Consider the following 24,639-nt stretch of genomic DNA (forward strand, 5'->3'; position numbering starts at 1 on the left):
CGGCAGAAGTGCGCCCGAGCCTGGCCCATCTGGCCGGATTTCGACGGTTGACCTCTGCGAATGCCACGTTTTACCCGGGGTTCGGACCCTCCCGCCGGGCCCCCGGGTTGGGGTAGCGTCGCGGCGCTGTGCGGAGCGCCACGAGGAGCAGGTCATTGCGTGAATTCACGGTCCCACCCATGGCCGCGCCGCCTCAAGTCGGCGGTCTGGCCGATGCCGTCTTCGACTACGCGGAGACCGATCCGCAGCGGGTCGCGCTCGGCCGCAAGGACGCGGGCGGGCAGTGGCGGGACGTGACCTCGGAGGCGTTCCGCGACGAGGTGCTGGCGCTGGCCAGAGGGCTGATCGCGCACGGCGTCCGGTTCGGCGACCGGGTCGCTCTCATGTCCCGTACACGGTACGAGTGGACGCTCTTCGACTTCGCGCTCTGGTCGGTGGGCGCGCAGTCGGTGCCGGTCTATCCGACCTCCTCCGCCGAGCAGGTCCTCTGGATGCTGCACGACGCCGAGGTGGTGGCGGTGCTGGTGGAGCACGAGGACCACGCGATGACCGTCGGCTCGGTGATCGACCGGCTGCCCCACCTCAAGCGGCTCTGGCAGTTGGACGCCGGTGCGGTGGACGAGCTGGTCGGCGCGGGCGCGGCGGTCGACGACGAGGTGGTGCACCGTCACCGGCGGGCCGTGACGCCCGAGTCCGTGGCGACGGTGATCTACACCTCGGGCACGACGGGCCGGCCCAAGGGGTGCGTGATCACGCATGCGAGCTTCATGTTCGAGAGCGACACGATGGTCGCCCGCTGGGAGCCGGTGTTCCACTCCAGGCCCGGCGACGAGGCGGCCACGCTCCTCTTCCTGCCGCTGGCGCACGTCTTCGGCCGGATGGTGGAGATCGCGGCGGTACGAGGACGGGTCAAACTCGGCCACCAGCCGGAGCTGTCGGCGAACGCGCTGATGCCGGACCTGACGTCGTTTCGGCCCACCTTCATCCTGGCGGTGCCGCACATCTTCGAGAAGGTGTTCAACGGCGCCCGGCGCAAGGCCGAGGCGGAGGGCCGGGCCGGGCCGTTCGACAAGGCCGTGGACATCGCGGTGAAGTACGCGGAGGCGCTGGAGCAGAAGGCGTTCGGCCTCGGTCCGGGGCCGTCCGCCGGGCTGCGGGTGCAGCACCAGTTCTTCGACAAGGTCGTCTACAAGAAGGTCCGCGACGCGATGGGCGGGCGGGTGCGGCACGCCATGTCGGGCGGTTCCGGGATGAACCGGCGGCTCGGCCTGTTCTTCGCGGGCGCCGGAGTGGCCGTCTTCGAGGGATACGGGCTGACCGAGTCGACCGCGGCGGCCACCGCCAACCCGCCCGAGCGCACCCGGTACGGCACGGTCGGGCAGCCCATCCCTGGCACGTCGGTGCACATCGCGGACGACGGCGAGGTGTGGCTGCACGGCCCGAACGTCTTCTCCGGCTACCTGAACAATCCGGCCGCGACCCGGACCGCGCTGGAGGACGGCTGGCTGGCCACCGGAGACCTGGGCTCGCTGGACGAGGACGGCTACCTCACGATCACCGGGCGGAAGAAGGAGATCCTGGTGACCTCCGGCGGCAAGAGCGTGTCGCCGGGCGGCCTGGAGGAGCGGGTCCGGGCCCATCCGCTGGTCGCGCAGTGCATCGTGGTCGGCAATGACCGTCCGTACATCGCGGCCCTGGTCACCGTCGACCAGGAGTCCGTCGACCACTGGCTCATCATGCAGGGCCGCACACCGCTCGCACCGGCCGAGCTGGTGCGCGATCCGGACCTGGAGATGGAGGTCCGCCGGGCGGTGGTGGCCGCCAACACGGCGGTCTCGCAGGCCGAGTCGATCCGTACGTTCCGGATACTGGCCCATCCGTTCACCGAGGAGCACGGGCTGCTCACGCCCTCGCTGAAGCTGAAGCGCAAGGCGATCGAGACGGCGTACGCGGTCGAGGTCGACGCCCTCTACCACTGACCGCTCGGACGAATTCTGGATCATGGAGCGGGAATGCCTGGGCCGGCCCGCTCGTTGTCGTGGCGGAGTATCAACCGACGACGTAAGGATCGACCGCTCGTGAGCCAGGTCCCCTCCATCACCCTCAACAACGGCCTCGAAATGCCGCAGCTCGGTTTCGGTGTCTGGCAGGTGCCGGACGACGAGGCGGCGAAGGCGGTCGCGAAGGCCATCGAGTCCGGGTACCGGTCCATCGACACCGCCGCGATCTACGAGAACGAGAAGGGCACCGGCCAGGCCATCGCCGCCTCCGGAGTCGCCCGTGACGAGCTCTTCGTCACCACGAAGCTGTGGAACAGCGAGCAGGGTTACGACAGCACGCTGCGCGCCTTCGACGCCTCGCTCGGCAAGCTCGGCCTGGACCACGTGGACCTGTATCTGATCCACTGGCCGGTCCCGGCCAAGGACGCGTACACCGACACCTACCGGGCGTTCGAGAAGATCTACGCCGACGGCCGCGCCAAGGCCATCGGCGTGTCGAACTTCCACCCCGAGCACCTGAAGCGGCTGCTGGCCGAGACCTCCGTGGTCCCCGTCCTCAACCAGATCGAGCTGCACCCGCAGCTCCAGCAGGCCGGGGCCCGCGCCTTCCACACCGAGCACGGGATCGCCACCGAGGCCTGGTCGCCGCTGGGCCAGGGCAAGGGCCTGCTGGAGGTGCCGACGGTCGTGGCCATCGCCCAGAAGCACGGCCGTACGCCTGCTCAGGCCGTCCTGCGCTGGCATCTGCAGACCGGCAACATCGTGATCCCGAAGTCCGTGACCCCGTCGCGGATCGAGGAGAACTTCGACGTGTTCGACTTCGAGCTGGACGCCGACGACCTCGCCGCCTTCGCGGCGCTGGACGAGGGCAAGCGGCTCGGCCCGGACCCGGCGGAGTTCAACCTCGGCGCCTGAGCGCCGGGTTCTTCCGGCGCCCTCACCGTCACGGCGGTGGGGGCGCCGTCGGTCGGTCAACAGCCCAACGTTTTCGGGGGAGAGAGCACGATGAGCAGCGATCCGGCGCCGGTCGTCGAGGCGGGCACGTACCGTCTGCGCAATGTCGGCAGCGGCCTGGTGCTGGAGGTGTACGGCGCGGCCAAGGGCAGCGGTGCCCGGGTCCAGCAGGGCAAGGACGACGGGACGGCGGCCCAGCGGTGGCAGCTGGCCCCGGTGCACGAGGGCGCGGCCCTGTACCACCTGGTCAACGCGCACAGCGGGAAGCGGCTGGACGTCGCGAACGCCGACACGGAGAACGGTGTCCGCATCCAGCAGTGGAAGGCCAACAACTTCGGCGCCCAGGAGTGGCTGATCGAGCAGCACCTGGAGGCGCCGGGCACGGTGACGCTGGTGAGCTTCATCAGCGGGCTCGTCATGGAGGTCGCCGACCGTTCGACGGAGGAGGGCGGGACGGTCCAGCAGTGGGAGGACACCGACTCCCCGTTCCAGTGGTGGCAGCTGGAGCCGGTGCCGTCCTGACCGCGCCTCCTCCAGGAGGTCAGTCGCGGCGGCCGAGGTGGACCGTGCGGGCGGTGAGCAGATAGACGTCGGGCCGGTGGTGGAGGCTTGCCGGGTCCTCGGGGTCCAGCAGCCGTTCCAGTACGGCGCGGTCCTCGGCGTCGAGCAGTTCGCCGAGGACCTCGTGCTCCCGGGTCAGCTTGGTGATCACGTGTGCGCGGGCGGGCGCGGAGAGCGGGGCCGGCAGGTCGAGCAGGAAGCTGCGCGTGCCCTGCGGCATCAGCCCGACCGCCGCGATCAGCGCGCTCCAGTCCTCGGCCTCCCGCTTGGCGTCCGGCAGTTCGGCCCGCATCCGGTCGAACCGGACGGCGAAGGCCGCGTCCATCCGGGCCTCCAGACCGGGCCGCCCGATGCCGAGGTCCCGGGGCAGCCGCCGGGTGGGCAGGCCGCCTTCCAGGAGCGCCACGGTCCCGCCGGGACGCAGGAGTCCGGCGAAACCGGCGAGGGCGGCGCGCTGGTCGCCCATGTGGTGCAGCGAGTTGCCGGCCCAGATGAGGTCGGCCTCGTCCAGCCGGCCGGCGTCCCGCGGGAGTTCCGCCTCCACCGTCCGGACCTGGTCGCTCACGCCGAGGCGCCGGGCGCGCTCGGCCGTCCGCTCCAGCAGAGCGGGCGTGGGGTCCACGGCGACGACCTCGGCGTCGGGAAAGACCTCGGCCAGCAGACAGGTGACGACCCCGGGACCGCTGCCGATGTCCAGCACCCGGCGTACCGTCGGCGCGGTCGGCAGCGCGGCGATCCAGCGGGCCGCCTCCTCGTAGGTGCCGCTGTTGAGCTCGGCCTCCTGCTCCAGCATCGGGCCCATCACGTCCCAGTCGAACTCCGTACCGGCGCCCGCGGCGCCCGGCCCATGAGCGTGCGGGTGCGCGTGGCGGTGGGTGTCGGGGTGGCCGTGTCCGGCGTGGTGGCTGCTCATGACGCCACCCTCACCGGAGGCCGCCGTCCGGGCAAGTTCTGTTGCCGCTCCGGCAAGTCTCCGAGCGGCGGGCCACGGGAGGCGCCCGGCACGGCTGAACTGGAGCGAAAGCCTCCGCCGCGCCGTACGCCGGAGGTACCGTGCGAAAACATTGCCCGAACACAAGAGTGACCGGCATATTGCCCGGGCGGGCCGGTGGCCATAACTTGCCCTTATGGAGCTGGAGTTGCGCCATCTGAGAACCGTCCGTGCCATCGCCGACACCGGCAGCCTCACCAAGGCCGCCGCCACGCTGGGCCTCGCCCAGCCCGCTCTCAGCGCCCAGTTGCGGCGGATCGAGAAGGCCTTGGGCGGCACGCTCTTCGAGCGCGACCACACGGGCGCCCGGGCCACTCCGCTCGGTGAGCTGGTGCTGGAGCGGGCCCGGGTGGTGCTGCCCGCGGTGAGCGAGCTCCAGGCGGAGGCGGTGCGGTTCGCCAACGCCACCGGGCCGCTGGAGCGGTTCCGGCTCGGCGGTACGCACGGCCCGCTGCTCGGCGGTCTGGTCGACCGGATCGCCACGGCGCACCCGGCGGCGCCGGTGTCCACGTACACCTCGTGGTCGGTGGACGAGATCGCCGCGCTGACGATCGACGGGCGCCTGGACTTCGCGCTGATCGGCACGTGCGGCGAGAGCCCGCCGCCGCTGGCTGAGCGGCTGGTCTGGGAGGTGGTGGGCGTGGACCCGGTCTTCGTGATGCTTCCGGAGGACCATCGGCTGGCCGGTGAGGAGGAGCTGGAGCTGGCGGCGCTGGCGGACCAGTGCTGGGCCGATGTGCCGGGGGACGGCTGTTTCGCGGACTGTTTCGCCACGGCCTGCGCACGGGCCGGTTTCACTCCGGTCTCCGTGTACGAGACGGACACCTCATCCGTCGTCCATCTGGTGCAGGTCGGACGCGCGATCGGACTGTGCCGGGCCACGTTCCCGCCGGTCCCGGGCCTGGTGACCCGGCCGCTCGCCGGTGCGCCGCTCAGCTGGCGGCACCTGCTGGGCTGGCACCCGCACTCCCCCGCCGCGGACGCGGCGGCGGTGACGGTGGCCGGTCAGACCCGGGCGGCGTACGCGGAGGCCGTGTCCCGCAGCCCCGGTTACGCGCGGTGGCTCGCCGGGAATCCGCGGTTCGGGCTGCTGAGCTGAGGGGCCACGCCCGGGTCCTGAGCTGGAGGGCCCCTCAGCTGGAAGGGCCCGCTACTCCGCGCCGTGGGCCGGTGCGGCGGCCGCGACCCGGGTGGCCAGCTCCAGGTCCTTCTCCGTGACCTTGCCACCGGCGTCGTGCGTATGGACGGACAGCGCCACGGTGTTGTAGCCGAGCGTCAGATAGGAGTGGTGGTTCAGCTCGTCCTGGATCCGCGCGATGTGGACGGTCAGCGCGGCGGCGGCGAAGTGCGACGGCAGGCGGTAGGTCCGGGTGATCCGGTCGTCTTCCAGCGCCCAGCCGGGCAGCGACTCCAGCCGGTGTTCGGTCTCGGTCTTCGACAGCGGTTCGGCGGACATGCAGCGGCTCCCGTGGGTCTCGGATGTCGGCGTGCGACCGGACCCGTGACGTTACGGTCTTCCCATGACGACTGTCTCCCCCGACACGGGGGTCGGTGCGCTGCTCCGCGGCTGGCGTGAGCGGCGGCGGCTCAGCCAGCTGGATCTGGCGCTGCTCGCGGACTCCTCCGCCCGCCACATCTCCTTCATCGAGACGGGCCGCTCGCGGCCCAGCGAAGAGATGGTCCTGCGCCTGGCCGAGCAGCTGGACATCCCCGTCCGGGAACGCAACGCCCTGCTGGTGGTCGCCGGTTACGCGCCTCGCTACGCGCAGACACCGCTCGACGACCCGGCGATGGCGTCGGTGCGCGACGGGCTGGAGCGGCTGCTGGCGGGGTACGAGCCGTATCCGGCGCTCGTCGTCGACGGCACGTACACCGTGGTGGCGGCCAACCGGGGCATCGCGCTGCTCATGGAGGGCGTCTCCGAGGAGCTGCTCGCGCCGCCGCTCAACGCCATGCGGATCACGCTCCACCCGGCCGGGCTCGCGCCGCGCATCCTGAACCTGGCGGAGTGGCGGGCGGATCTGCTGGCGCAGATGGAACGTCAGATCGCGCTCGTACGGTCACCGGATCTGCGGACGCTGTACGAGGAGGTGGCCGCCTACCCCGTCGCGGACCAGGGTTCCGGCGGGAGCCGCGCCCGTGAGCGTACGCCGTCGTTCGCGCTGCCTCTGGTGATCGAGCACAAGGGCCAGGTGCTGTCGTTCATCGCCTCCATCGCGACGTTCAACACTCCGATGGACGTCACCGTGGCGGAGCTGGCCATCGAGACGTTCCTGCCCGCCGACCACGCGACCGCCGCCTATCTCCGCGAGCGCCTCACCTAGCCGTACGCCCTCTGCCCCGGCTCGACCGGCCGGAGCAGAGGGCGCGTTCGGCGTACGGGACCGTCAGACGCGCGCTCCGTTGTCGAGCGGCTCGCGCCGGGGTGTGCGGGCGCGGCGGGTGCTGCCCGGTACCGGTGGCGGAGCGCTGGTGGTGCGTTCCAGGACGAGCGCGGCCGGTACGGCGGTGAAGACCGAGGACCAGGTGCCGACGACGATGCCGATGAGCAGGGCGAGCGCGAAGTCGGTCAGCGAGTCGCCGCCGAGCACCGCGAGGGCGACCAGGATGAAGAGCGCGCCCATGCCGGTGTTGACCGTACGGGGAACGGTCTGGAGGACCGCCCGGCGGGAGACGGTGGCCAGCGGTGTCTTACGGTTCCGGCCCCACAGTTCCCGTACCCGGTCGAACACCACCACCGAGTCGTTGACCGAGTAGCCGATGACGGTGAGCAGCGCGGCCAGGAAGATCCCGTCCACCGGCCGTCCCAGCCAGGCGAAGGCGCCCACGACGATGATCACGTCGTGGACCATCGCCACCACGGAGCCCACGGCGAACGTCCAGCGGAACCGGACCGCCAGATAGGCGAGCTGCACGAGCACGGCGACGCCGAGGGCGATCAGCGCGTTGCGCCGCAGCTCGTCGCCGAGACTCGGGCCGATCAGCTCGTCCCGTACCTTCGTGGTCTCACCGCCCTCGGTGGCCAGGGCCGTACGCAGGGCATGCTCGCCGTCGTTGTCGAGCGCTCCGGTGCGTACGGAGATGTCGCCGTCGCCCGCCGTGGTGACCTCGGCGTCCTCGAAGCCGGCGGCGGCGAGCGTGGAGCGGGCGGTCTCGACGTCGACGGGCCGGCTGGTGGAGTACTCCACGAGCCGGCCGCCGGTGAACTCGACGCCCAGGTCGATCCCGCGCACCACGATCCCGGCGACCGCGACGGCGACCAGGACCGTGGAGATGACGAGCCACTGGACCGGCTTCCGGAAGAGCTGCGGGTCCTTGCGGGTCAGCCAGGTCCGTACGCTGCCGGGGCGCGCGATGCCGTTGATGCCCCGGTAGTCGCTGACGAAGCGGGAGCCCGCCGCGATCTCGGTGAGCGCGCGGGCGATGACCAGCGCGGAGAACATCGAGGCGAGGACCCCGATGGCGAGCGTGACACCGAAGCCCTTCACCGGGCCCGAGCCGAGGAAGAACAGCAGGCCGGCGGCGAGGAGCGTGGTGATGTTGGAGTCGGCGACGGCGCTGAACGCCTTCTGGAAGCCGGTGGTCAGCGCCGAGCGCAGAGAACGTTTCGGCTGGGCCTGGCACTCCTCTCTGGCCCGTTCGAAGACCAGGACGTTCGCGTCGACCGCCATCCCGATCGCCAGGACGAACCCGGCGAGTCCGGGCAGCGTGAGCGTGACACCGAGGCCGACGAGCGCGGCGTACGAGATGACTCCGTACGCGGCGAGAGCGACGGCGGCCAGCGCGCCGAAGAGGCGGTAGACGATGGTGATGAAGAGGGCGGTGGCGGTGGCGCCGATGAGCGCGGCCTGAGCGCTGGCGTCGATGGCGTCGGCGCCGAGCGTCGGGCCGACGGTCCGCTGTTCGACGATCTCGACGGGGACGGGCAGGGCGCCGCCCTTGATCAGCAGGGCCAGGTCGCGGGCCTCCTTCGCGGTGAAGGAGCCGGTGATCTGCGTGCCGCCGGACGGCAGTCCGGCCTGGCAGCCGACCGAAGGATCGACCTGGGGCGAGGAGATCACCTTCTCGTCCAGGACGATCGCGACGCGTCGGCGCTCGTCCCCGGCCGGATGGCAGGCGGCCTCACCGGTGAGCTTGGTCCAGTCCTTGCCGGCGTCCTTGTGGAAGTCGAGCTTCACCGTCCAGCCGGCCGCCTGCTGCGCCTCGAAGGAGGCGGTGGCGTCCTTGACACCGGCTCCGGAGAGGCGGGTGGGTCCGAGGTCGAGTCGCGTGCCCTGTTCGTCGGGAAGGATCAGCCGGTCGGGACCGGTCCCGGGCCTGGCCTCGGGGTCGGCGCCCGGAGGCGCGGCGCCCTGGACGGCGTGGAAGCTGAGCTGGGCGGTGCGGCCGATGACGGCGGCGGCCTGGCGCGGGTCCTGGACGTCGGGCAGTTCGACGATGATGCGGTCCTCGCCGGAACGGGTGAGGACGGGTTCGGCGACGCCGAGGGAGTCGATGCGCTGGCGCAGGACCTCCAGCGTGCGGTCGGTGGTCTCCCGGTCCGCCTCGACGGTGGCGGAGTCCTCGGCCTGGAGCACCATCCGGGTGCCGCCCTGGAGGTCGAGGCCGAGTCTGGGTGACATGGTCAGCGTGATGAAGACGGAGACGAGCAGCACGGCGGCAGCCAGAACCGCTCGCACCGTGGTGGCGCGAGTCATGGAAATCCTCCGGTGGGGCGTCGGCCGCCCTCACCTCAGCGAGGACGCGACGCCGGATCGGCAGAACGGCGGGACCGGTGGCCGGTCGAGGGACCGGCGGTCGTGCCGTGCGGAGGACCGCGCACACCGGGCCGGCCGCCGCGGCGGCCGGAGGGCGTGGAGTGGTGGGCCGCGGTGGGCTGTTCGATACGGCCGCGCGGCAGGAGCGGGCCGGGCGGGCGCGGCAGCAGACCTTCGTACGAAGGTGGCGGCGCGTGGCCGGTGAGGTGGGCCCGGCTGATGCCGGCCCGAGGTGTCTGGGAGGTCGGGTCGGCGGACGGCGACCGCTCGTGGAGGAGGGTGTGGACGTGCGGGCCGGTGGAGCTGGTCCGGACGGTGGACCGGTGCGGGTTGGGCTGCTGGTCGCGGGCGTGACGGCCGCCGGGGCCGGCGGCGGTCGGGGCCGTGCGGGTGCGGCGGAGGTCGTGGTGGGGGCCGTTGCCGGGCTGGGGGGTGCGGTCGGTCTGGGGGGCTGGCGCCCGGGTGTTCGGCGGGTTCGCGACGGTGGACGCGAGGCCGGCCAAGGTGCCGGTGGGCAGCGCGGCGCCCGCTGCGGGCGCGCCACCGAGCACGGTGAGGACGGCGAGCACCAGCGCGGCCAGCACGCTCCGCGTCCGTCGCGCCGGACCCGGCCGCACCGGGAGCGCGTTCTCCCGGGCCCGCCCCGGGTCCGGGTTCACCTCGGTCGGCCCGGCAGGACGGAGGTGGTCGCTCCGTGGCGGAGCACGGAGCTGAGGATCCGTCCGGCACCGCGCACGACGGTGGTCGACGGGTCCTCCGCCAGCCGCACGGGCGTGCCGAGGCACCGCGCGAGGCGGTCGGTGACGTCGGGGCGGAGCGCGCCGCCGCCGGCGAGCACCGGGCCCTTGCGCAGGGCGCCGCGGATCGCGCCGTGCCGGTCCTGGCGCCACATGGACTTCACCATGTCGAGGACCGTACCGACCAAGGTGGCGGGCAGCGTCGCCGGGTCCAGGTCGCTGAGCCCGCTCTCGGCCTGCCGGGCGTCGGCGATCCGGCCGCCGACGAGGAGCGTGACCTCGGTCAGCTCGGCGCCCATGTCGACGACGAGCAGCGGGCCGGCGTCGCGCGGACCGGCGTACGCGGCGGCGGCCCGGGCGCTGCTGAGGACGAGGACACGCGTCGGACCCAGCCCGGCGAGGAGCTCCCGCGCGGCGTTGCGGTGGACGGCACCGGCGAGGACGGGGTGGCTGAGGACGATCACGCTGTCCGTACGGTCCGGCCCGAGGGCCGCGTCGACGATGCGGCCGAGGAGCCGCGCGCAGGACTCGGGGTCGGCGATGCGCCCGCGCCGGACGGGCCGCTCGCCGTCTGCGTCGAAGGCGAGGTCGGGGCCGTCGAGGAGGCTTCCGCTGCCGCCGCCGAGGAGCGGGTCGGTGACGAGGCCGTGGCCGGGCACCCAGGCGCGGGTGCCGGAGCTGCCGAGGTCCAGGGCGAGTCCCCGGGCGGCCACGGTCCTGCCGCCGAGCCGACGGTGTCCGTGGCGCACCCGGAGCGCCCCGGGCTCGCGCCCGGTCCCGGACCACCCGACGCCGCCTCCGTCACGAAGCGGTCCGGGACCCTCGCCGGACGGGCGGGATCCCTCGCCGAGCGGCCCGCGCTCTTCGCCGGACCGGAGGGTCCCGCGCGTGGCCGAAGAGTCGTGGTGCGCCGGTCCCGGGTGCTCACCGCCGGGCCGACCCGGCTGGGGGACGGCGCGACCGCGTCGCTGTCCGTCGTACGGAGAACGCATCGCCCCTCACCCCCGGCCGGCCATCCGCAGCCGTCCACGCACCCATCGGCCCGCTGATAGCGAGGCATGACCAAGCCCTCACTATGCAATACCGGGTGAGGGAAAGCCACTTCCTCGCGGATTCCAAGGTGCCCTGGGCCGCACTGCCCGCCTCCGGACCCCGGGCCGTCTCAGACCTCGACGACCTCCGCCGACTGTGCGGGCTTGCCGGTCTCCGTGCTGCTCGCCGCCTCTTCGGCGCATATGGCCGCCGCCGGCTTCTCCGCCGACGCCAGAACAGCCGCGGTCACCGCCGCCTCAACCGCCTCTCCGGCAGCCACCACCACGACGTCCTCGGCCACCGCGACCTCTCCAGCGGCCACCACCACGACCTCACCGGCTGCGCCATCCGACTCCGGCCCCGATCCCTCCGCAAGGAAGTCCGCGATCAGCTCCGCGAACTCCTCCGGTGCCGCGATCCTGATGCCGAGCCCCTCCGCCTTGGTCCGCTTCGACCCGGCCTTCTCCCCGGCGACCAGCAGGCTCGTGCGCGCGGAGACGCTGGAGGACGACTTGCCGCCCGCCCGCTCGATCAGCTCGTTCATCTGATTGCGCGACAGCTTCTCCAGCGCTCCGGTCATGGCCCCCGTGACCACTACCTTCATCCCCGCCAGCGGCAGCTCCGCACCGGCCGCGCCGCCGCCCTGCGCCTCCGTGCCGGGCTCCGGCGGCGGAGTGGCACCCGGCTCCGTCATCGTCACGCCGGCCCGGACCAGCTTCTCGATCAGCGGGGCCAGCTCCACCAGTTCCTCGACCACCGCCGTGGCCTTCTCCTTGCCGATGCCGTCGACCCGCTGGAGCGACTCGGCGTCGGCGGCGAGGATGTGGTCCATGGTCGCGAAGTACCGCGCGATCCTGCGGGACATCGAGCGCCCCGTCCCCCGTACGCCCAAGGCGCAGAAGACCCGGGACAGCGGGCGCGCGCGGGCGGTCTCGATGGCGGCGAGGAGATTGTCGGTGGAGGTCTCGCCCATCCGGTCCAGGGCCAGCAACTGCTCGCGCTCCAGCGTGAACAGGTCGGCGAAGTCCGTGACGAGGCCCGCGTCGACGAGCTGGACGACCCGGGTGTCGCCGAGGCCCTCGATGTCGAGCTGGTCGCGGCCGGCGGCGTACGAGACGGAGGCGACCAGGCGGCAGTCGCGGCCGCGGGTGCAGCGCCAGCGCTGCTCGCTCATGTCGATCTCGGAACCGCACTGCGGGCAGCTCGCCGGGAACACGATCGGCGTCTCGTCGCCGGTCCGCAGATGGGCCACCGGGGCCTCGATGCGCGGGATGATGTCGCCCGCCTTGTAGACCATCACGTGGTCGCCCAGGCGCAGATCGCGGCGGGTGATGTCGGCCGGGTTGTGGAGCGTGGCGTACCCGACGGTGGAACCGTCGATCTCGACCGGCTCCAGGACGGCGCGCGGCGCGATGATGCCGGTACGGCCCACGTTCCACTCGACGGAGAGCAGGCGGGTGATCTTCTCCACGGCCGGGAGCTTGTAGGCGATGGCCCAGCGCGGCGCCCGGGTGCCGGAACCGGCCTCGCGCCGGTCGGCGGCGAGGTCCGCCTTGATCACGATCCCGTCGATGCCGAACGGCAGCGCGGCCCGCAGGGCGCCTATCTCCGCCACCCGCGTCTGCACCTCCTCCACGGTGGTCACCCGGAGCGGGGCCACCTCCGTGGCCGCGGCCGTATGCACGCCGAGCCCGGCGACGTACGCGAGGAGTTCACTGTGCGGCAGCTCGCTGAGGGTCGCGGCGAGCTCTCCCGACTCGGCGAGCGGCAGGGCGCCGTAAGCGAAGAACGTGGTCTCCACCCGGTACGCCCGGTCCTTGGCGCGCAGAGTGCCCGCCGCTCCGTTGCGCGGGTTGGCGAAGGGGGCGCCGCCGTGCTCCGTGCGGGTCGCGTTGCCCAGCTCGAACTGCTCGTTCGTCATGAGTATTTCGCCGCGCACCTCCAGCGTGACCGGTGCGTCCAGCCGCTCGGGCAGTCCGACGACCGCGGCCGCCGCGTGCGAGACGTCCTCGCCCGCCGTACCGTCACCCCGCGTGATCAGCCTCTCCAGGCGACCGTCGCGATAACGGGCGGCGACCGCGAGGCCGTCGAGCTTAGGCTCCACGCTCCACGCCGCGACCGGTCTGCCGATCCGCCGTTCCAGCGACGCGGTCCACGCCGCGAACTGCTCGGCCGAGAACACGTTGTCCAGCGAGAGCATCGGCACCGTGTGCGGAACATCGCCGACGGCGGCACCGCCCGCCACCTTCCCGGTCGGTGATGACTCGTGTATCTCGTCGGGATGGTCCGCCTCATACGCGGCGATCCCGCGCGCCAGCCGGTCGTACGCGTCGTCGTCAAGAGTGCTCTCGCCCGTGGCGTAGTACGCGGCGGCGGCCTGGGAGGCCTCTTCGACCGCGGCGGCATAGGCGGCGGCATCGGCGAGCACAGCGGCTGAGTTCGTCATGACCACCATCCTGCCGCCCACCACTGACAACGCCCTCGACAGCACCACCCGGACCCCGCCACCGACGCCCCACCCGTCACTCGCTCACCGTGGCCGGTCTCCCCGGCACGGCGCGGAACCGGAGACTCCAAAGGTCACAAAGGAGAGCGCTCTCCCATCACACCTCCATCTCTCCATCCTTCAAATTCCGTCGCACACACGCTTGTTGCAGTAATGGCGCATTCTCTTGACATGTACAGGCGGCACTCTTACGTTCCAAGCAGAGAGCGCTCTCTCGCACAGCCAAGGAATCTCCCCCCACTTCCGAACAGGAGTGCCGTGCTCTTCCGAAACCGACCCAGAAGCGAACACCGCCGCCAACGCTCCCCTCGGTCCTGGCGCTACAGAGTCGCCGGGCTCGCCGCCGCGGCCCTCACCCTCTCCCTCGTCCAGGCCAACATCGGCAACGCCGCGGGCGACCGCGCCGCCGCCGAGTTCGCGCCCGAGGCCGCCGCCGACGTGGTGCGGGTGGCCGAGTTCCTGGCGGAGTGCCCGTACACCCACCGGGCCCCCGACGACCCGATCGTCTTCCCGGGTCTGCCGGGCGCCTCCCACATGCACAGCTTCTTCGGCAACGACACCACCAACGGGAACTCGGACCTGGCGTCGCTGGAGAAGGGCCGCACCACCTGCTCCCCCGACACCGACCTCTCCTCGTACTGGGTGCCCACCCTGTACGACGGCGACCGGGAGGTGGAGCCGACCGGGACCACCTTCTACTACCTCGGCGAAGGCGTCCGCGACGACGTCATCCGACAGATCCAGCCCTTCCCCAAGGGCCTGCGCATCGTGGCGGGCAACGCGAAGGCGGCCGGGCCGCAGGACAACACCATCGCCCGCTGGTCCTGCCTGCACGCCGGTCACGTCAACCCTTCGCAGAACTTCGTGAACTGTCCGGCCGGCACGATGCTGGAGTCCTACCTGGACTTCCCGCAGTGCTGGAACGGCACGGACCTCGACTCGGCCGACCACAAGAGCCACATGGCCTACCCCGTGGCCGGCGGCTGCCCCTCGACCCACCCGGTTCCGGTGCCCAAGCTCCGGCAGGTGCTGCGCTATCCGGTCAGCGGCGACCCGGCCCGCTTCCGGCTGGCGTCGGGCCCCGGATACACGATGCACGGCGACTTCTTCAACGTATGGCCGGAGGAGGAGCTGGCGCAGCGCGTACGTGACTGCATCAACGCCATCGTGAAGTGCGGCTTCGACGGCACTCCCTGACCCGACCCGACCTCACCCATCCACCCACCCACCCGTCCACCGGTGTCCGCCCCGGGGCCCAGGCTCCGGGGCGGCACCCCCACCCGGTCCAGGACACCTCATGAGCCGCTCCACCCCGGCCAGGTCGCTCGTCGCACTGACCCTCCCGGCCCTGCTGGCGCTGACCGCCGCGACCGGCTGCTCCTCCACGACGGAGCCCACAGCCGCTCCCGCTCCCTCTCCCTCCGCCTCCGTCGTACAGAAAGCCACCCCCACCGACGCCGCCTGGGTCCAGCTCATGACCCCGATGAACGAGAAGGCCGTGGCCCTCCTCACCCTCGCCGCCGACCGGGCCACCGAGCCCCGGGTCCGCGCCTTCGCGAGCCGGCTGCGCGGCGGCCAGGAAGCCGAACTCGGCCGGCTGCGGCCCCTGCTGGCCCGGATGGGCCTTCCCGACACCGATGTGCACGCGGGCCACGCCATGCCCGGCATGGTGACCGAACAGGACCTCGCAGCGGCGAAGGCGGCCGAGGGAGCCGCGTTCGACCGGCTCTTCCTGGCCCGGATCCGCGACCACCTGCGCCACTCCGCACAGGTGTCGCGGTCCGAGATCACCGCGGGCGCCCGAGCGGATGCCAAGCGGCTGGCCGCCGTCCTGGTCACGGCACGCGAGGCGGCGCTCGCCGAGCTGGAAGGGCTCCCGGGAGCAGGACGGGCCCTCGGCTGACCGGTGTCCTGGGCTGCGGGTATAAAGGGCTGCATGACAGCCGAAGTGGAGCCGCCCGTACGCCCGACCTTGGAGGACGTGGCGGCCGTGGCCGGTGTCTCACGGGCCACCGTGTCACGGGTGATCAACGGAGCCACCACGGTGGACCCCGCCCTGCGCACCGTGGTCGAGGAGGCGGTGGCGACGACCGGGTACGTGCCCAACCGGGCCGCGCGCTCGCTGGTGACCCGGCGTACCGACTCGGTGGCGCTGGTGATCTCGGAGCGTGAACGGCGGCCGGTCTCCGAGCCGTTCGCCGGCCGGATGTTCTCCGACCCCTACTTCGGCCGGGTCGTCAGCGGGCTCCTGGAGGTGCTGCGTCCGGCGGGCATCCAGATGGTGCTGATGCTGGCCGACGACGAGACCTCCCGTACCCAGTTGCTCTCCTATCTGCGCCACGGACACGTCGACGGCGTCGTCCTGGTCACCTCGCACGCGGACGACCCGCTGCCCGGTCTGCTCCAGGAGACCAGGCTGCCGGCCGTGCTCGCGGGCCGCCCGCCGCAGCCGTCGTCGCTGGCCTATGTGGAGGTCGACCAGCAGGCCGGGGCGCGGCTCGCGGCCGACCATCTGGCCGCGCTGGGGCGGCGCCGTATCGGGACCATCTCCGGGCCGCAGGACCGGCCCGCGGGCCAGGTCCGGCTGGCCGGCTTCCTGGAGGCGCTCGCCGCGCACGGCATCGAGGACGTGGCCTGCGCCGAAGGTGACTTCACGCACCTGGGCGGCGCGGCGGCGATGCGCCGGCTGCTGGCGGAACAGCCCGGTCTGGACGGGGTGTTCATCGCCTCGGACCTGATGGCGCTCGGCGCGCTGCCGGTGCTGCAGCGGGCCGGCCGCGATGTGCCGTCCGATGTGGCCGTGGTCGGTTTCGACGACAGCAGCGCGGCGGCCGCGTGCGATCCGCCGCTGACCACCGTGCGGCAGCCGGTGGAGGAGATGGCGGCGGAGATGGCCCGGCTGCTGCTGAAGCAGATCGGCGGCCCCGGCGGCCCGTCGCCCTCCGTCGTCTTCCCGCCGACGCTCGTACGACGGCAGTCGGCCTGAGCCGGGAACGCTGCGTAGCCGGGAGTGCTGAGCCGCGAATCGCTCAGCAGAGAGGCGCTCAGCCCGGTGTCTCCGGCAGCGGGATCTCACGGAGCACCGGAGTCCGCGCCTCCGGCCTCACGAGCGCTCCCTCGCCTGACAACGGCTCGTCCACCCGCGCCGCTCCCGTGAAGCCCTCCGTCCGCACCGGCACCTGCGGGCCGGAGAACTCCACCAGCCAGCGGTTCAGCACCCGGTGCACCGCCTCCGCGCCCACCAGCCCGCCGCCCGGTGGTGCCGGCGCGCCGTCCGCCGCCTCGGCGGCCACGATGTCGAGCGGGTCCGTCATCCCGCGCGGCCACAGCAGGAACGGCCGGGACTGCTCGCCGCCGAGGCCGCCGTGCGAGCCGATCTGCTCCTCGAAGGCGTGCACGGTGCCGGTCTCGGGGTCGTACATCGAGTTGACCATGATGTCGGCGACGTGCGGGAAGGTGTCGGTGCGCCGTACGGCGGCCGCCGCGCCGGTGGAGAAGACCGCGAGCGGGCCCTCGCCGTCGGCCAGTTCGGCGACCGGGACCTCGGTTCCGCCCGGCCCGAGCACCACGGAGCCGTGTTCCTCGCTGTGTACGAGGAGGAAGCCGATCCCCGGATGGTTGGCGAGCGTGGAGAGCAGCGCCGGGTTGCGGCGGTCGATCTGTTCGCGGGATGCGCGGCCCTCGATGTCGGGGAAGGAGATCAGGCCGAGGTTGCCGGAGGCCAGCACGATCGGTTCGGAGTGCTTGGCGGCGTGCTCCGCCTCCGGTTCGACCTCGACGGGCGGGCGGTGCAGAGCGATCCGGACCGCGTCGCGCGCCTCGGAGGCGCTGTGCGTGCCGCGGGCCCGGCGCGGTACCGGGAGGCCGCAGCCGGCCCGTACGAGGTCCTTGAGCGTCAGCCCGTACCGTCCGGCGAACGTCTCGCCGGGGCTCTGGCCGTGGTCGGAGAGGAGCACGATCCGGTACGTACGCGGAGTGTGGTCGGCGATCTTGGCGATCAGCGCGAGCGAGCGGTCGAGGCGCTGCAGGACCTTCTCGGCGTCCCGGCTGTGCGGTCCGGAGTGGTGGGCCACCTCGTCGTAGGCGACCAGGTCGGCATAGACGGCGGTGCGGCCGGCGAACATGTCGCCGAGGACGGCGGAGACGACGACATCGCGTTCGACGACGGTGGCGAAGGCCCGGATGAAAGGGTAGAGGCCGCCGCGCTTGACCCGTGGAGTGTCCTTGCGGGCGCGGGCCCGGGTCGACTGGCCGATCTCGCGGCCGACCTCGGCGGCGAAGGAGAGGGCGGTACGGACGGCGTTGGCCGGGTCGGAGAAGTAGGCGAAGTACCCGGAGCGGGAGCGCCGGCCCTTGCCACGCCGGGCGGCCATGGAGAGGACCAGGGCGAGCTGTCCGGCGCCGCCGCTGAAGAGGTTGCCGCGGCTCGCGCCGTCGATGGTGAGCAGGCCGCCGTCCCGGGTGCGGGCGATGGCGCGGCGCTGCATCTCCAAGGCGCTGGCGGGGCGGCTGGAGACCATGACGGTGCCGGTCTCCTTCTCGTACCAGCGGAAGGCGGGGATGTCGTGGTTGGAGCCGTGCAGGATGGCGAGTTGGCTGGCGCCGGTCTGGCTGGACCAGTCGGTACGCCACGGGGTGAGGCGGTGGCCGGAGGAGTCGGCGAGCCAGCCGGCGACGGTCGGCATGAGTCCGCCGGCGGCGGCCTGCACCAGGACGTCGTGGCCGACGCCGTCGAGCTGGAGGAAGACGGTGCCGGGCGGTCCGTCGCGGTCGGGTCCGACGGTGTTCGGTGAGCCGCGCCGGCGGCGCCGGTCGGCGAGGCGGGAGAGCCTGCGGCGGTAGGCCTCGTCGTCGCGGACGGCCAGTGCGGTGGAGGTGGCGGAGGCGACGGCGGACATCACGGCGGCGACGAGGACAGCGGTCTCCGGTGCGGCCTCACCGCGCCCGTCCGGGATCAGCCGCACCGCGATCAGCAGCAGCGAGCCGTTGAGGAAGAAGACCAGCGCGCCCATGACGAGCGCGGGCACGATGAGCAGGGCCCTGACCAGGACGGGCCACACCAGCGCGGAGAGCAGTCCGAACGCTCCGGCACCCCAGGCCGCCGTGAAGGCGGTACGGGTGATGGTGTCGCCGTCGTCGGACTGGAGCTGGAAGTCGGGCAGGAGGCCGGCGAGCGCGAGCATGGTGAGGGTGGAGACCGCCCAGACCGCGACGACCCGCATCAGCGCGCCGCCGGTCGTACGCCATCGCGCCGTCCGCCGCTCCGGCGTACGCCGTCTTCGCTCGTCCACGCCGGTCCACCTCACGCCTTCTCCGCTGCGGACCCGTCGGTCAGGAGCCCGCTCCCAGCTTTTCACAGCGTCGGGCCCGGTCAGGGGGTGGTCGTGGGAAGGCGCCGGGGGCGCTGGGGGTGTCTGGCCGATCAGGCCGGATCAGGGAGCGGGGTCCGGTGCCGTGCATCGCAAGGCGGAGGAGGGAGTCGGATGGGGTCTCCCCTGCTCGAACGGAGCTGAGAGCTCGGGGAAGGAGCGTTGGTGACCGACGACAACGCCGCGAGGTGCGGTGCCAGGCCCCGCGAGCCCGGCCTTATCGGCCAGACACCCCCTAGGCTCGTGGTGGCGGCGCTCTTCGTACGGGTGTGGGCGGGCCGCTCCGGGGCAGCGGGTCACGGAAGGCCGAGCGACGGCCGAGCGAGGAGGCGGGACGTGCCGGTGGAGATCACCTGGTGGGGTCATGCCACCTGCACGATCGAGGACTCCGGGGTACGGGTGCTGACCGACCCCCTCTTCGTACGGCGCTTCGCGCATCTGCGCCGCCGCCGTGGCGAGGTGCCGCCGCCGCAGGCCGCGCTGGCCGAGGCGGTGCTGGTCTCGCATCTGCACTCCGACCATCTGCACCTGCCGTCGCTGTCCCGGCTGGTCCCCGGCACCCGGCTGATCGTGCCGAGCGGCGCGGTCGCGGCCGTGCCCGGTCTGCGGATGCTGCTTCGGAGGCGGCGGCTGGTGGTCACCGAGGTGCGGGCGGGCGACGAGGTACGGATCCGCGAGGTGCGGGTGCGGGCGGTGCCGGCGCTCCACGACGGACGACGGCTGCCGGTCGGGCCGCACAAGGTGCCGGCGCTCGGTTACGTGGTCGAGGGCGAGGCCCGTACGTACTTCGCCGGCGACACCGGGCTCTACGACGAGATGGCGGAGGCGGTGGGCGCGGTGGATGTGGCGCTGCTGCCGGTCGGCGGCTGGGGCCCGTACCTCGGGCACGGCCATCTGGACCCGTCCCGCGCCGCCGAGGCGCTGAGGCTGCTGGAGCCGCGCTCAGCGGTGCCGGTGCACTTCGGCACGTACTGGCCGATCGGGCTCGACGGCGTGCGGCCGCACGAGTTCCACGGGCCGGGTGACGAGTTCGTCCGGCAGGCCGGCATCCGGGCGCCCGAGGTGGCGGTGCACCTGCTGTCCCACGGCGAGCGCGTCCGGCCGGAGGCCCGCCGGTGATCCCGGAGGTCCAGTCGGTGGTGGGTGCGCTGCCCACCGAGTCGACCCAGCAGGCCGTGGGCTATCCGACGCTGTTCCTTCTGGTGGCGCTGGGGTCGCTGGTGCCGGTGATTCCGACCGGGGCGCTGGTGAGTTCGGCAGCGGTGGTGGCGTTCCACCAGTCGTCGCCGTTCTCGCTGCTCCTGGTCTTCGGGGTGGCGTCGGCGGCGGCGTTCCTGGGCGATGTCTGTCTGTACTGGCTCGGGCAGCGGGGCGTGCGCTCGGAGCACGGTTCGAAGTGGCTGGCGGCACTGACGCGCCGGGCCGCGCCGGAGCGGCTGGCGCAGGCGCAGGAGAAGCTGGAGGAGCACGGCGGGACGGTACTGGTCCTGTCCCGGCTGGTGCCGGCGGGCCGGATCCCGGTGATGCTGGCCTGCCTGCTGGGCAAGATGCCGCTCAAGACGTTCGCGCGCGGCGATGTGCCGGCGTGTCTGGCGTGGGCGGCGACCTACCAGCTGATCGGGATCCTGGGCGGTTCGCTCTTCCCGGAGCCGTGGCAGGGCGTGGTGGCGGCGGTGGCGCTGACCGTGGTGATCAGCGGCGCTCCGGCCGTGTGGCGGAGGCTGCGCGCACGGTTCGGCCACGGGACGCAGGACGCGACGGGGTGAGGTCGCCGTCTCCTCGTCAGGCGCGTCTCACCGCAGCTCGCCGGCGTTCGGTCTGGGTGATCCGCCTCACCGCAGCTCGCCGAAGGCCGTGGCGAACCGGCTCAGCGCTTGCTCCACATGCGGCAGCTCCAGCGGATCCGCCGCCGTCAGCGACTCCCGCTGCTCCTCCGCCGTCGCACCCAGCAGCGCCCCGGTCCCGAGGCGTACCCGCAGCGCGCCCAGTTCGTCGCCGAAGCGGTGGCCGCCCGGGGTCGGAGCGCCGAGCCGGTCGGTGAGGTATTCCTCCAGCTCCATGGAGTCCGTGACGCCGAGGCCCGCCAGCCGGGGCCGGAGCGGGCCGAGGTCCGCGTAGAGGTGGCGGCCCGCCTGTGGAGGCCGGGCCAGGGCGCCGGAGGCGAGGACCACGCGGTGGGCGGCGGCGGCCACCTGCGCCTGGAGCCCCGCAGCCTGCCGGATCCGCTCCCGTACGGCCTCCGGCTCGGCGAGGGCGTGGGCGGCGGCGGGCGCGAGCGGACCGGCCACCAGAGCGCCGAGCGCGGTCAGGACGTCGAGCGTACGGGCGCGGCGCACGGCTCCGCGCCCGGTCGCCGGGAAGCGGGCGACGGCGACCGGCCAGGCGGCCGGAGTGAGGGCGCCGCAGAGGTCGCTGATGACGGTGACGTCGTCGGGGCACATCTCGGCGGGGCTGAGCAGGACGGTGTCGCGGGGCCGGTGCACGGTGTCGCGCCAGGTCTCGTCGCTGATGATGTGCATGCCCTCGCCGACCGCCGCCTCGCAGGCCTCCCGCACCAGCTCGGGCGGGGCGACGGTGGCGGTGGGGTCGTCGGCGACGGAGAGCACCAGCAGCTTCGGCCGGCCGCCCTCGGCCCGTACCCGGCGCACGGTCTCCAGCAGGGCGTACGGGTCCGGGATGCCGCCGCACTCGGCGGGCGTCGGCACCTGGTAGGCGGGCCGGCCGAGCAGCCGGGCCTGCGGCATCCAGGTGGCCGGACAGGGGCGCGGCATGAGGACGTCGCCGCCGTGCGCGGCGATCAGCGCGAGGAGGAGCGGCTGGTCGCCGGGGGCGGCCACGATGTTCTCCGGGCCGCCATGGAGCCCGCGCCGGTCCCAGTAGCCGCCGGCCGCCTCGCGCAGGGCGCGGCCGCCGCCGGGCGGCTCGGGACGGGTGCGGTCCGCGGCAGCGGTGAGGACGGCGGCCAGCTCGGGGAGGACGGGGAGGCCGGGGTCGGGGGCGGGCGGGCCGTAGCGGACGGGCCCGTGGTCCTCGTGCATTTTGGCCTCCTCCGCTTCTACGGCTCCGGGGCGCTCTCTGGGCCCTTTATACGGAGGTTCGGGCCGGGCCGCCCGCTCGATTGCGCAGCCGGGCGAGCCTGGGCCGTTGTGCCGGTCGTGGACGTCGCGTGGTGAGGCTCTCAGCGCGCCTGCTGGTTCAGCGGCGAGCGGCCGGGTATTCGCTGAGCCATGTCGCCCATGTCGTCATCGAGCCTCTCGAACACCTCCTCCGTCACCAAACGGTGGCGTGGCTGGCTGCAAGGACGGGATCTCGCCGTCTTCCACAGCGTCGCGGACCGCCACTGGCCCGGCGCCGATCCTCTCCTGCCCCAGCTGAGCCGGAGCGCCAACCACGGGCTGCTCTGGTTCGGGACGGCCGTCGGTATCGCGGCCCTCGGCTCCAGCGCCCGGTCCCGCCGGGCCGCGCTGCGGGGGGTGGCGTCGCTGGCCGTGGCCTCGGCGGCGATCAACACCGTCGGCAAGGGCGCGGTCCGGCGGCAGCGGCCGATACTCGATCAGGTGCCGGTCATGCGGCAGCTGAAGCGGCAGCCGGTGACCACCTCCTTCCCTTCCGGCCACGCGGCCTCGGCCGCGGCCTTCGCCACCGGTGTCGCTCTGGAGTCGAAGGGCTGGGGCGCGGTCGTCGCTCCTGTCGCGGCGGCGGTGGCCGCCTCCCGCGTCTACACCGGCGTCCACTATCCGAGCGATGTGCTGGCCGGGGCCGCGCTCGGCGTAGGAGCCGCGTTCGCCCTGCGCGGGGTCGTCCCGACCCGGGGTCAGCTGCCTGCGCCCGGCCGGCCGCCCGGTGAGGCACCCGCGCTGCCCCGCGGAAAAGGGCTCGTGGTGGTGGTGAACGAGGCGTCCGGCACGGCCACCGCGACCGCGTCGCTGGTGCACCAGGCGCTGCCGCTCGCCGAGGTGGTCGCGTGCGCGCCCGCCGACCTGTCCACCGCCATGGAGAAGGCGGCGGGCCGCGGCAAGGCGCTGGGTGTCTGCGGCGGCGACGGTACGGTGAACCTGGCGGCCTCCGTCGCGGCGACGCACGGCTTGCCGCTGGCCGTCTTCCCCGGCGGGACGCTCAACCACTTCGCCTACGACCTGGGCATCGAGACGGTCCAGGAGGCGGCGGCCGCGCTCACGGCGGGCGACGCCATACGGGTCGACCTCGGCAGGTTCCGTCCCGGCCCGAACGGACCGGACGGGGCCGACGGCTACTTCCTCAACGCCTTCAGCCTGGGCGTGTATCCGGAGCTCGTACGGACCCGGGAGCACTGGTCGTCCCGGATCGGCGGCTGGCCCGCCGGAGTGCTCGCCGCCTTCCACGTCCTGCGCGACCGGGGCCCTTTGGAGGCCGAACTCCAGGGCCGCAGGCGCCCGTTGTGGCTGCTGTTCGTCGGCAACGGCCTCTTCCAGCGGGTCGGCCCGGCGCCCGGCCGGCGCCACAACCTGGCGGACGGACTGCTGGACGTCCGGGTGGTGCACGGTGGCCGCGGCCCGGCGCTGCGTCTGCTGGCGGCGGCGGTGGCCGGCCCTCTGACCCGCTCTCCCGCCCACGCCGCGGTGCGGCGGCGCCGCGTGCGGCTGGCCGGGCTGGCCCCGGGGACTCCGTACGCGTACGACGGTGAAGTGGCCCACTCCGGAACCGAGTTGCTGATCGACAAGCTGCCGGAGGCGCTGACGGTCTACTGCCCGATGTCGGTGTAGCGACCACCAGCGTCGGGTCCACATATCAAGACGCCCATCTCACCATCCGGCATGGCGACGTACGGTGGCCGCAGCGCGCAACCGCCGTACCGAGAGAGGACGCCGCCATGCCGGACGCTGTCGTGCCGAAAGAGACCGCCGTCTACACCCACGGCCACCACGAGTCGGTGCTGCGCTCGCACCGTTGGCGGACCGCCGCCAACTCGGCGGGCTATCTGATCGGTGAACTCCGGCCCGGCATGGCGGTGTTGGACGTCGGCTGCGGGCCCGGCACCATCACCGCCGATCTGGCGGCCCTGGTCGCACCAGGCCGGGTGACGGCGGTCGACACCGGGACCGGAATCCTGGAGCAGGCGGCAGCGTTGGCGGCCGAACGCGGCCTGGAGAACGTCGAGTTCGCGGTCGCCGATGTCCACGCACTGGACTTTCCGGACGACTCCTTCGACGTCGTCCACGCCCACCAGGTGCTCCAGCATGTGGGCGACCCGGTCCAGGCCCTGCGCGAGATGCGGCGCGTCTGCCGTCCCGGCGGCGTGGTCGCGGCGCGCGACAGCGACTACGCGGCGATGGCCTGGTACCCAAAGACCCCGGGGCTGACGGAGTGGCAGGAGGTCTACCGACGGGTGGCCCGCGCCAACGGCGGCGAACCGGACGCCGGTCGGATGCTGCTCTCCTGGGCGCGGCAGGCCGGCTTCGCCGACATCACGCCGACCGCCGCCGCCTGGTGCTTCGCCACGCCGGAGACCCGAGCCTGGTGGAGCGGGCTGTGGGCGGACCGTACGACGGACTCGGTCTACGCCGAACTGGCGGTACGGGGCGGCCAGGCGAGCACCGAACAGCTGACGGCCATCGCGGCGGCGTGGCGCGGCTGGGGCGAGGAGTCCGACGGCTGGTTCATGGTCCCGCACGGCGAGGTGCTCTGCCGGGGGTGACGTGCGAGGCTCGTCGCGGCCTCGGGGCTGGGGCCGGCCGCCGGGGCCGACCGGGCCG

At 73.1% G+C, this 24,639-nt stretch carries 20 protein-coding genes; 12 read left to right on the forward strand and 8 right to left on the reverse strand.

Annotation, left to right across the window (positions count from 1 at the left end; translation table 11 throughout):
* The first annotated feature begins 179 nt into the window (after nt 1–179).
* The 3 genes from ABZ267_RS30260 (at nt 180) to ABZ267_RS30270 (ending at nt 3,476) form a co-directional block, all read left to right on the forward strand.
* Nucleotides 180–1,979 carry an AMP-dependent synthetase/ligase gene (locus ABZ267_RS30260; protein WP_356753028.1) on the forward strand — a complete coding sequence of 600 codons (1,800 nt, stop codon included), beginning with the start codon at nt 180–182 and terminating at the stop codon, nt 1,977–1,979.
* A 99-nt stretch (nt 1,980–2,078) separates the two neighbouring features.
* Nucleotides 2,079–2,915 (forward strand): aldo/keto reductase, encoded by an 837-nt coding sequence (locus ABZ267_RS30265; RefSeq protein WP_356753030.1) that lies wholly within the window; start codon nt 2,079–2,081, stop codon nt 2,913–2,915.
* 90 nt (nt 2,916–3,005) lie between these two features.
* Nucleotides 3,006–3,476: an RICIN domain-containing protein gene (locus tag ABZ267_RS30270; RefSeq protein ID WP_356753032.1), complete on the forward strand. Its 471-nt coding sequence runs from the start codon at nt 3,006–3,008 to the stop codon at nt 3,474–3,476.
* A 19-nt stretch (nt 3,477–3,495) separates the two neighbouring features.
* On the opposite strand, the gene ABZ267_RS30275 is transcribed toward ABZ267_RS30270, so the two are convergent.
* Nucleotides 3,496–4,428, reverse strand: coding sequence for a class I SAM-dependent methyltransferase (locus ABZ267_RS30275; protein ID WP_356753034.1), 933 nt, complete (start codon nt 4,426–4,428; stop codon nt 3,496–3,498).
* A 214-nt stretch (nt 4,429–4,642) separates the two neighbouring features.
* Here ABZ267_RS30275 and ABZ267_RS30280 point away from each other — a divergent pair, with 214 nt between their 5' ends.
* Nucleotides 4,643–5,605, forward strand: a complete 963-nt coding sequence (locus tag ABZ267_RS30280) for a LysR family transcriptional regulator (protein WP_356753036.1) — start codon at nt 4,643–4,645, stop codon at nt 5,603–5,605.
* Between the two features lie 51 nt (nt 5,606–5,656).
* Here the strand turns inward: ABZ267_RS30280 and ABZ267_RS30285 are convergent, their stop codons facing one another.
* On the reverse strand, nt 5,657–5,962 hold the full coding sequence (locus tag ABZ267_RS30285; RefSeq protein ID WP_356753038.1) for a 4a-hydroxytetrahydrobiopterin dehydratase: 306 nt from the start codon (nt 5,960–5,962) through the stop codon (nt 5,657–5,659).
* 64 nt (nt 5,963–6,026) lie between these two features.
* Between ABZ267_RS30285 and ABZ267_RS30290 the strand changes: the two genes are divergently transcribed.
* Nucleotides 6,027–6,830 (forward strand): helix-turn-helix transcriptional regulator, encoded by an 804-nt coding sequence (locus ABZ267_RS30290; RefSeq protein WP_356753040.1) that lies wholly within the window; start codon nt 6,027–6,029, stop codon nt 6,828–6,830.
* Between the two features lie 63 nt (nt 6,831–6,893).
* On the opposite strand, the gene secD is transcribed toward ABZ267_RS30290, so the two are convergent.
* The 4 genes from secD to ligA all read right to left on the reverse strand — a co-directional run bounded on the left by secD (nt 6,894) and on the right by ligA (nt 13,478).
* Nucleotides 6,894–9,203, reverse strand: coding sequence for a protein translocase subunit SecD (gene secD, locus ABZ267_RS30295; protein WP_356753042.1), 2,310 nt, complete (start codon nt 9,201–9,203; stop codon nt 6,894–6,896).
* 35 nt (nt 9,204–9,238) lie between these two features.
* Nucleotides 9,239–9,847, reverse strand: coding sequence for a hypothetical protein (locus ABZ267_RS30300; protein ID WP_356753044.1), 609 nt, complete (start codon nt 9,845–9,847; stop codon nt 9,239–9,241).
* Between the two features lie 71 nt (nt 9,848–9,918).
* Nucleotides 9,919–10,659 carry a rod shape-determining protein gene (locus tag ABZ267_RS30305; RefSeq protein ID WP_356753165.1) on the reverse strand — a complete coding sequence of 247 codons (741 nt, stop codon included), beginning with the start codon at nt 10,657–10,659 and terminating at the stop codon, nt 9,919–9,921.
* A 503-nt stretch (nt 10,660–11,162) separates the two neighbouring features.
* Nucleotides 11,163–13,478: an NAD-dependent DNA ligase LigA gene (gene ligA / locus ABZ267_RS30310; protein ID WP_356753046.1), complete on the reverse strand. Its 2,316-nt coding sequence runs from the start codon at nt 13,476–13,478 to the stop codon at nt 11,163–11,165.
* Nucleotides 13,479–13,796: 318 nt separating this feature from the next.
* Between ligA and ABZ267_RS30315 the strand changes: the two genes are divergently transcribed.
* The 3 genes from ABZ267_RS30315 to ABZ267_RS30325 all read left to right on the forward strand — a co-directional run bounded on the left by ABZ267_RS30315 (nt 13,797) and on the right by ABZ267_RS30325 (nt 16,524).
* A complete protein-coding gene (locus tag ABZ267_RS30315) occupies nt 13,797–14,735 on the forward strand; it encodes a DUF1996 domain-containing protein (protein ID WP_356753048.1) in 939 nt (312 codons plus the stop codon).
* A 100-nt stretch (nt 14,736–14,835) separates the two neighbouring features.
* The gene (locus tag ABZ267_RS30320; protein ID WP_356753050.1) at nt 14,836–15,441 is read left to right on the forward strand and encodes a DUF305 domain-containing protein; all 606 of its coding nucleotides are present in this window, start codon (nt 14,836–14,838) and stop codon (nt 15,439–15,441) included.
* A gap of 33 nt (nt 15,442–15,474) precedes the next feature.
* A complete protein-coding gene (locus ABZ267_RS30325) occupies nt 15,475–16,524 on the forward strand; it encodes a LacI family DNA-binding transcriptional regulator (protein WP_356753052.1) in 1,050 nt (349 codons plus the stop codon).
* 58 nt (nt 16,525–16,582) lie between these two features.
* On the opposite strand, the gene ABZ267_RS30330 is transcribed toward ABZ267_RS30325, so the two are convergent.
* Nucleotides 16,583–18,760, reverse strand: a complete 2,178-nt coding sequence (locus tag ABZ267_RS30330) for a phage holin family protein (protein WP_356753167.1) — start codon at nt 18,758–18,760, stop codon at nt 16,583–16,585.
* 483 nt (nt 18,761–19,243) lie between these two features.
* Between ABZ267_RS30330 and ABZ267_RS30335 the strand changes: the two genes are divergently transcribed.
* Together ABZ267_RS30335 and ABZ267_RS30340 are read left to right on the forward strand one after the other, a co-directional pair.
* Nucleotides 19,244–20,026, forward strand: a complete 783-nt coding sequence (locus tag ABZ267_RS30335) for an MBL fold metallo-hydrolase (protein WP_356899735.1) — start codon at nt 19,244–19,246, stop codon at nt 20,024–20,026.
* On the forward strand, nt 20,023–20,673 hold the full coding sequence (locus tag ABZ267_RS30340; RefSeq protein ID WP_356753056.1) for a DedA family protein: 651 nt from the start codon (nt 20,023–20,025) through the stop codon (nt 20,671–20,673). The genes ABZ267_RS30335 and ABZ267_RS30340 overlap by 4 nt, the downstream gene beginning before the upstream one ends.
* A 66-nt stretch (nt 20,674–20,739) precedes the next feature.
* On the opposite strand, the gene ABZ267_RS30345 is transcribed toward ABZ267_RS30340, so the two are convergent.
* Nucleotides 20,740–21,945 carry an aminotransferase class I/II-fold pyridoxal phosphate-dependent enzyme gene (locus ABZ267_RS30345; protein ID WP_356753058.1) on the reverse strand — a complete coding sequence of 402 codons (1,206 nt, stop codon included), beginning with the start codon at nt 21,943–21,945 and terminating at the stop codon, nt 20,740–20,742.
* A 198-nt stretch (nt 21,946–22,143) separates the two neighbouring features.
* Between ABZ267_RS30345 and ABZ267_RS30350 the strand changes: the two genes are divergently transcribed.
* Entirely contained in the window at nt 22,144–23,649 is a 1,506-nt protein-coding gene (locus tag ABZ267_RS30350; protein ID WP_356753060.1) for a phosphatase PAP2 family protein, read from the forward strand.
* A 122-nt stretch (nt 23,650–23,771) separates the two neighbouring features.
* Nucleotides 23,772–24,581 carry a class I SAM-dependent methyltransferase gene (locus ABZ267_RS30355; RefSeq protein ID WP_356753169.1) on the forward strand — a complete coding sequence of 270 codons (810 nt, stop codon included), beginning with the start codon at nt 23,772–23,774 and terminating at the stop codon, nt 24,579–24,581.
* The last annotated feature ends 58 nt before the right edge of the window (nt 24,582–24,639 follow it).

Origin of the sequence: Streptomyces sp. NPDC006174, assembly GCF_040614075.1 — a bacterium.
In the GTDB taxonomy this organism is placed as follows: Bacteria; Actinomycetota; Actinomycetes; order Streptomycetales; family Streptomycetaceae; genus Streptomyces.

Coding starts and splice junctions, on each gene's coding strand:
- ABZ267_RS30260 (WP_356753028.1), top strand. CDS start 180: ATGGCCGCGCCGCCTCAAGTCGGCGGTCTGGCCGATGCCGTCTTCGAC.
- ABZ267_RS30270 (WP_356753032.1), top strand. CDS start 3,006: ATGAGCAGCGATCCGGCGCCGGTCGTCGAGGCGGGCACGTACCGTCTG.
- ABZ267_RS30275 (WP_356753034.1), bottom strand. CDS start 4,428: ATGAGCAGCCACCACGCCGGACACGGCCACCCCGACACCCACCGCCAC.
- ABZ267_RS30280 (WP_356753036.1), top strand. CDS start 4,643: ATGGAGCTGGAGTTGCGCCATCTGAGAACCGTCCGTGCCATCGCCGAC.
- ABZ267_RS30285 (WP_356753038.1), bottom strand. CDS start 5,962: ATGTCCGCCGAACCGCTGTCGAAGACCGAGACCGAACACCGGCTGGAG.
- ABZ267_RS30290 (WP_356753040.1), top strand. CDS start 6,027: ATGACGACTGTCTCCCCCGACACGGGGGTCGGTGCGCTGCTCCGCGGC.
- secD (WP_356753042.1), bottom strand. CDS start 9,203: ATGACTCGCGCCACCACGGTGCGAGCGGTTCTGGCTGCCGCCGTGCTG.
- ligA (WP_356753046.1), bottom strand. CDS start 13,478: ATGACGAACTCAGCCGCTGTGCTCGCCGATGCCGCCGCCTATGCCGCC.
- ABZ267_RS30320 (WP_356753050.1), top strand. CDS start 14,836: ATGAGCCGCTCCACCCCGGCCAGGTCGCTCGTCGCACTGACCCTCCCG.
- ABZ267_RS30325 (WP_356753052.1), top strand. CDS start 15,475: ATGACAGCCGAAGTGGAGCCGCCCGTACGCCCGACCTTGGAGGACGTG.
- ABZ267_RS30330 (WP_356753167.1), bottom strand. CDS start 18,760: ATGCGGGTCGTCGCGGTCTGGGCGGTCTCCACCCTCACCATGCTCGCG.
- ABZ267_RS30345 (WP_356753058.1), bottom strand. CDS start 21,945: ATGCACGAGGACCACGGGCCCGTCCGCTACGGCCCGCCCGCCCCCGAC.
- ABZ267_RS30350 (WP_356753060.1), top strand. CDS start 22,144: ATGTCGTCATCGAGCCTCTCGAACACCTCCTCCGTCACCAAACGGTGG.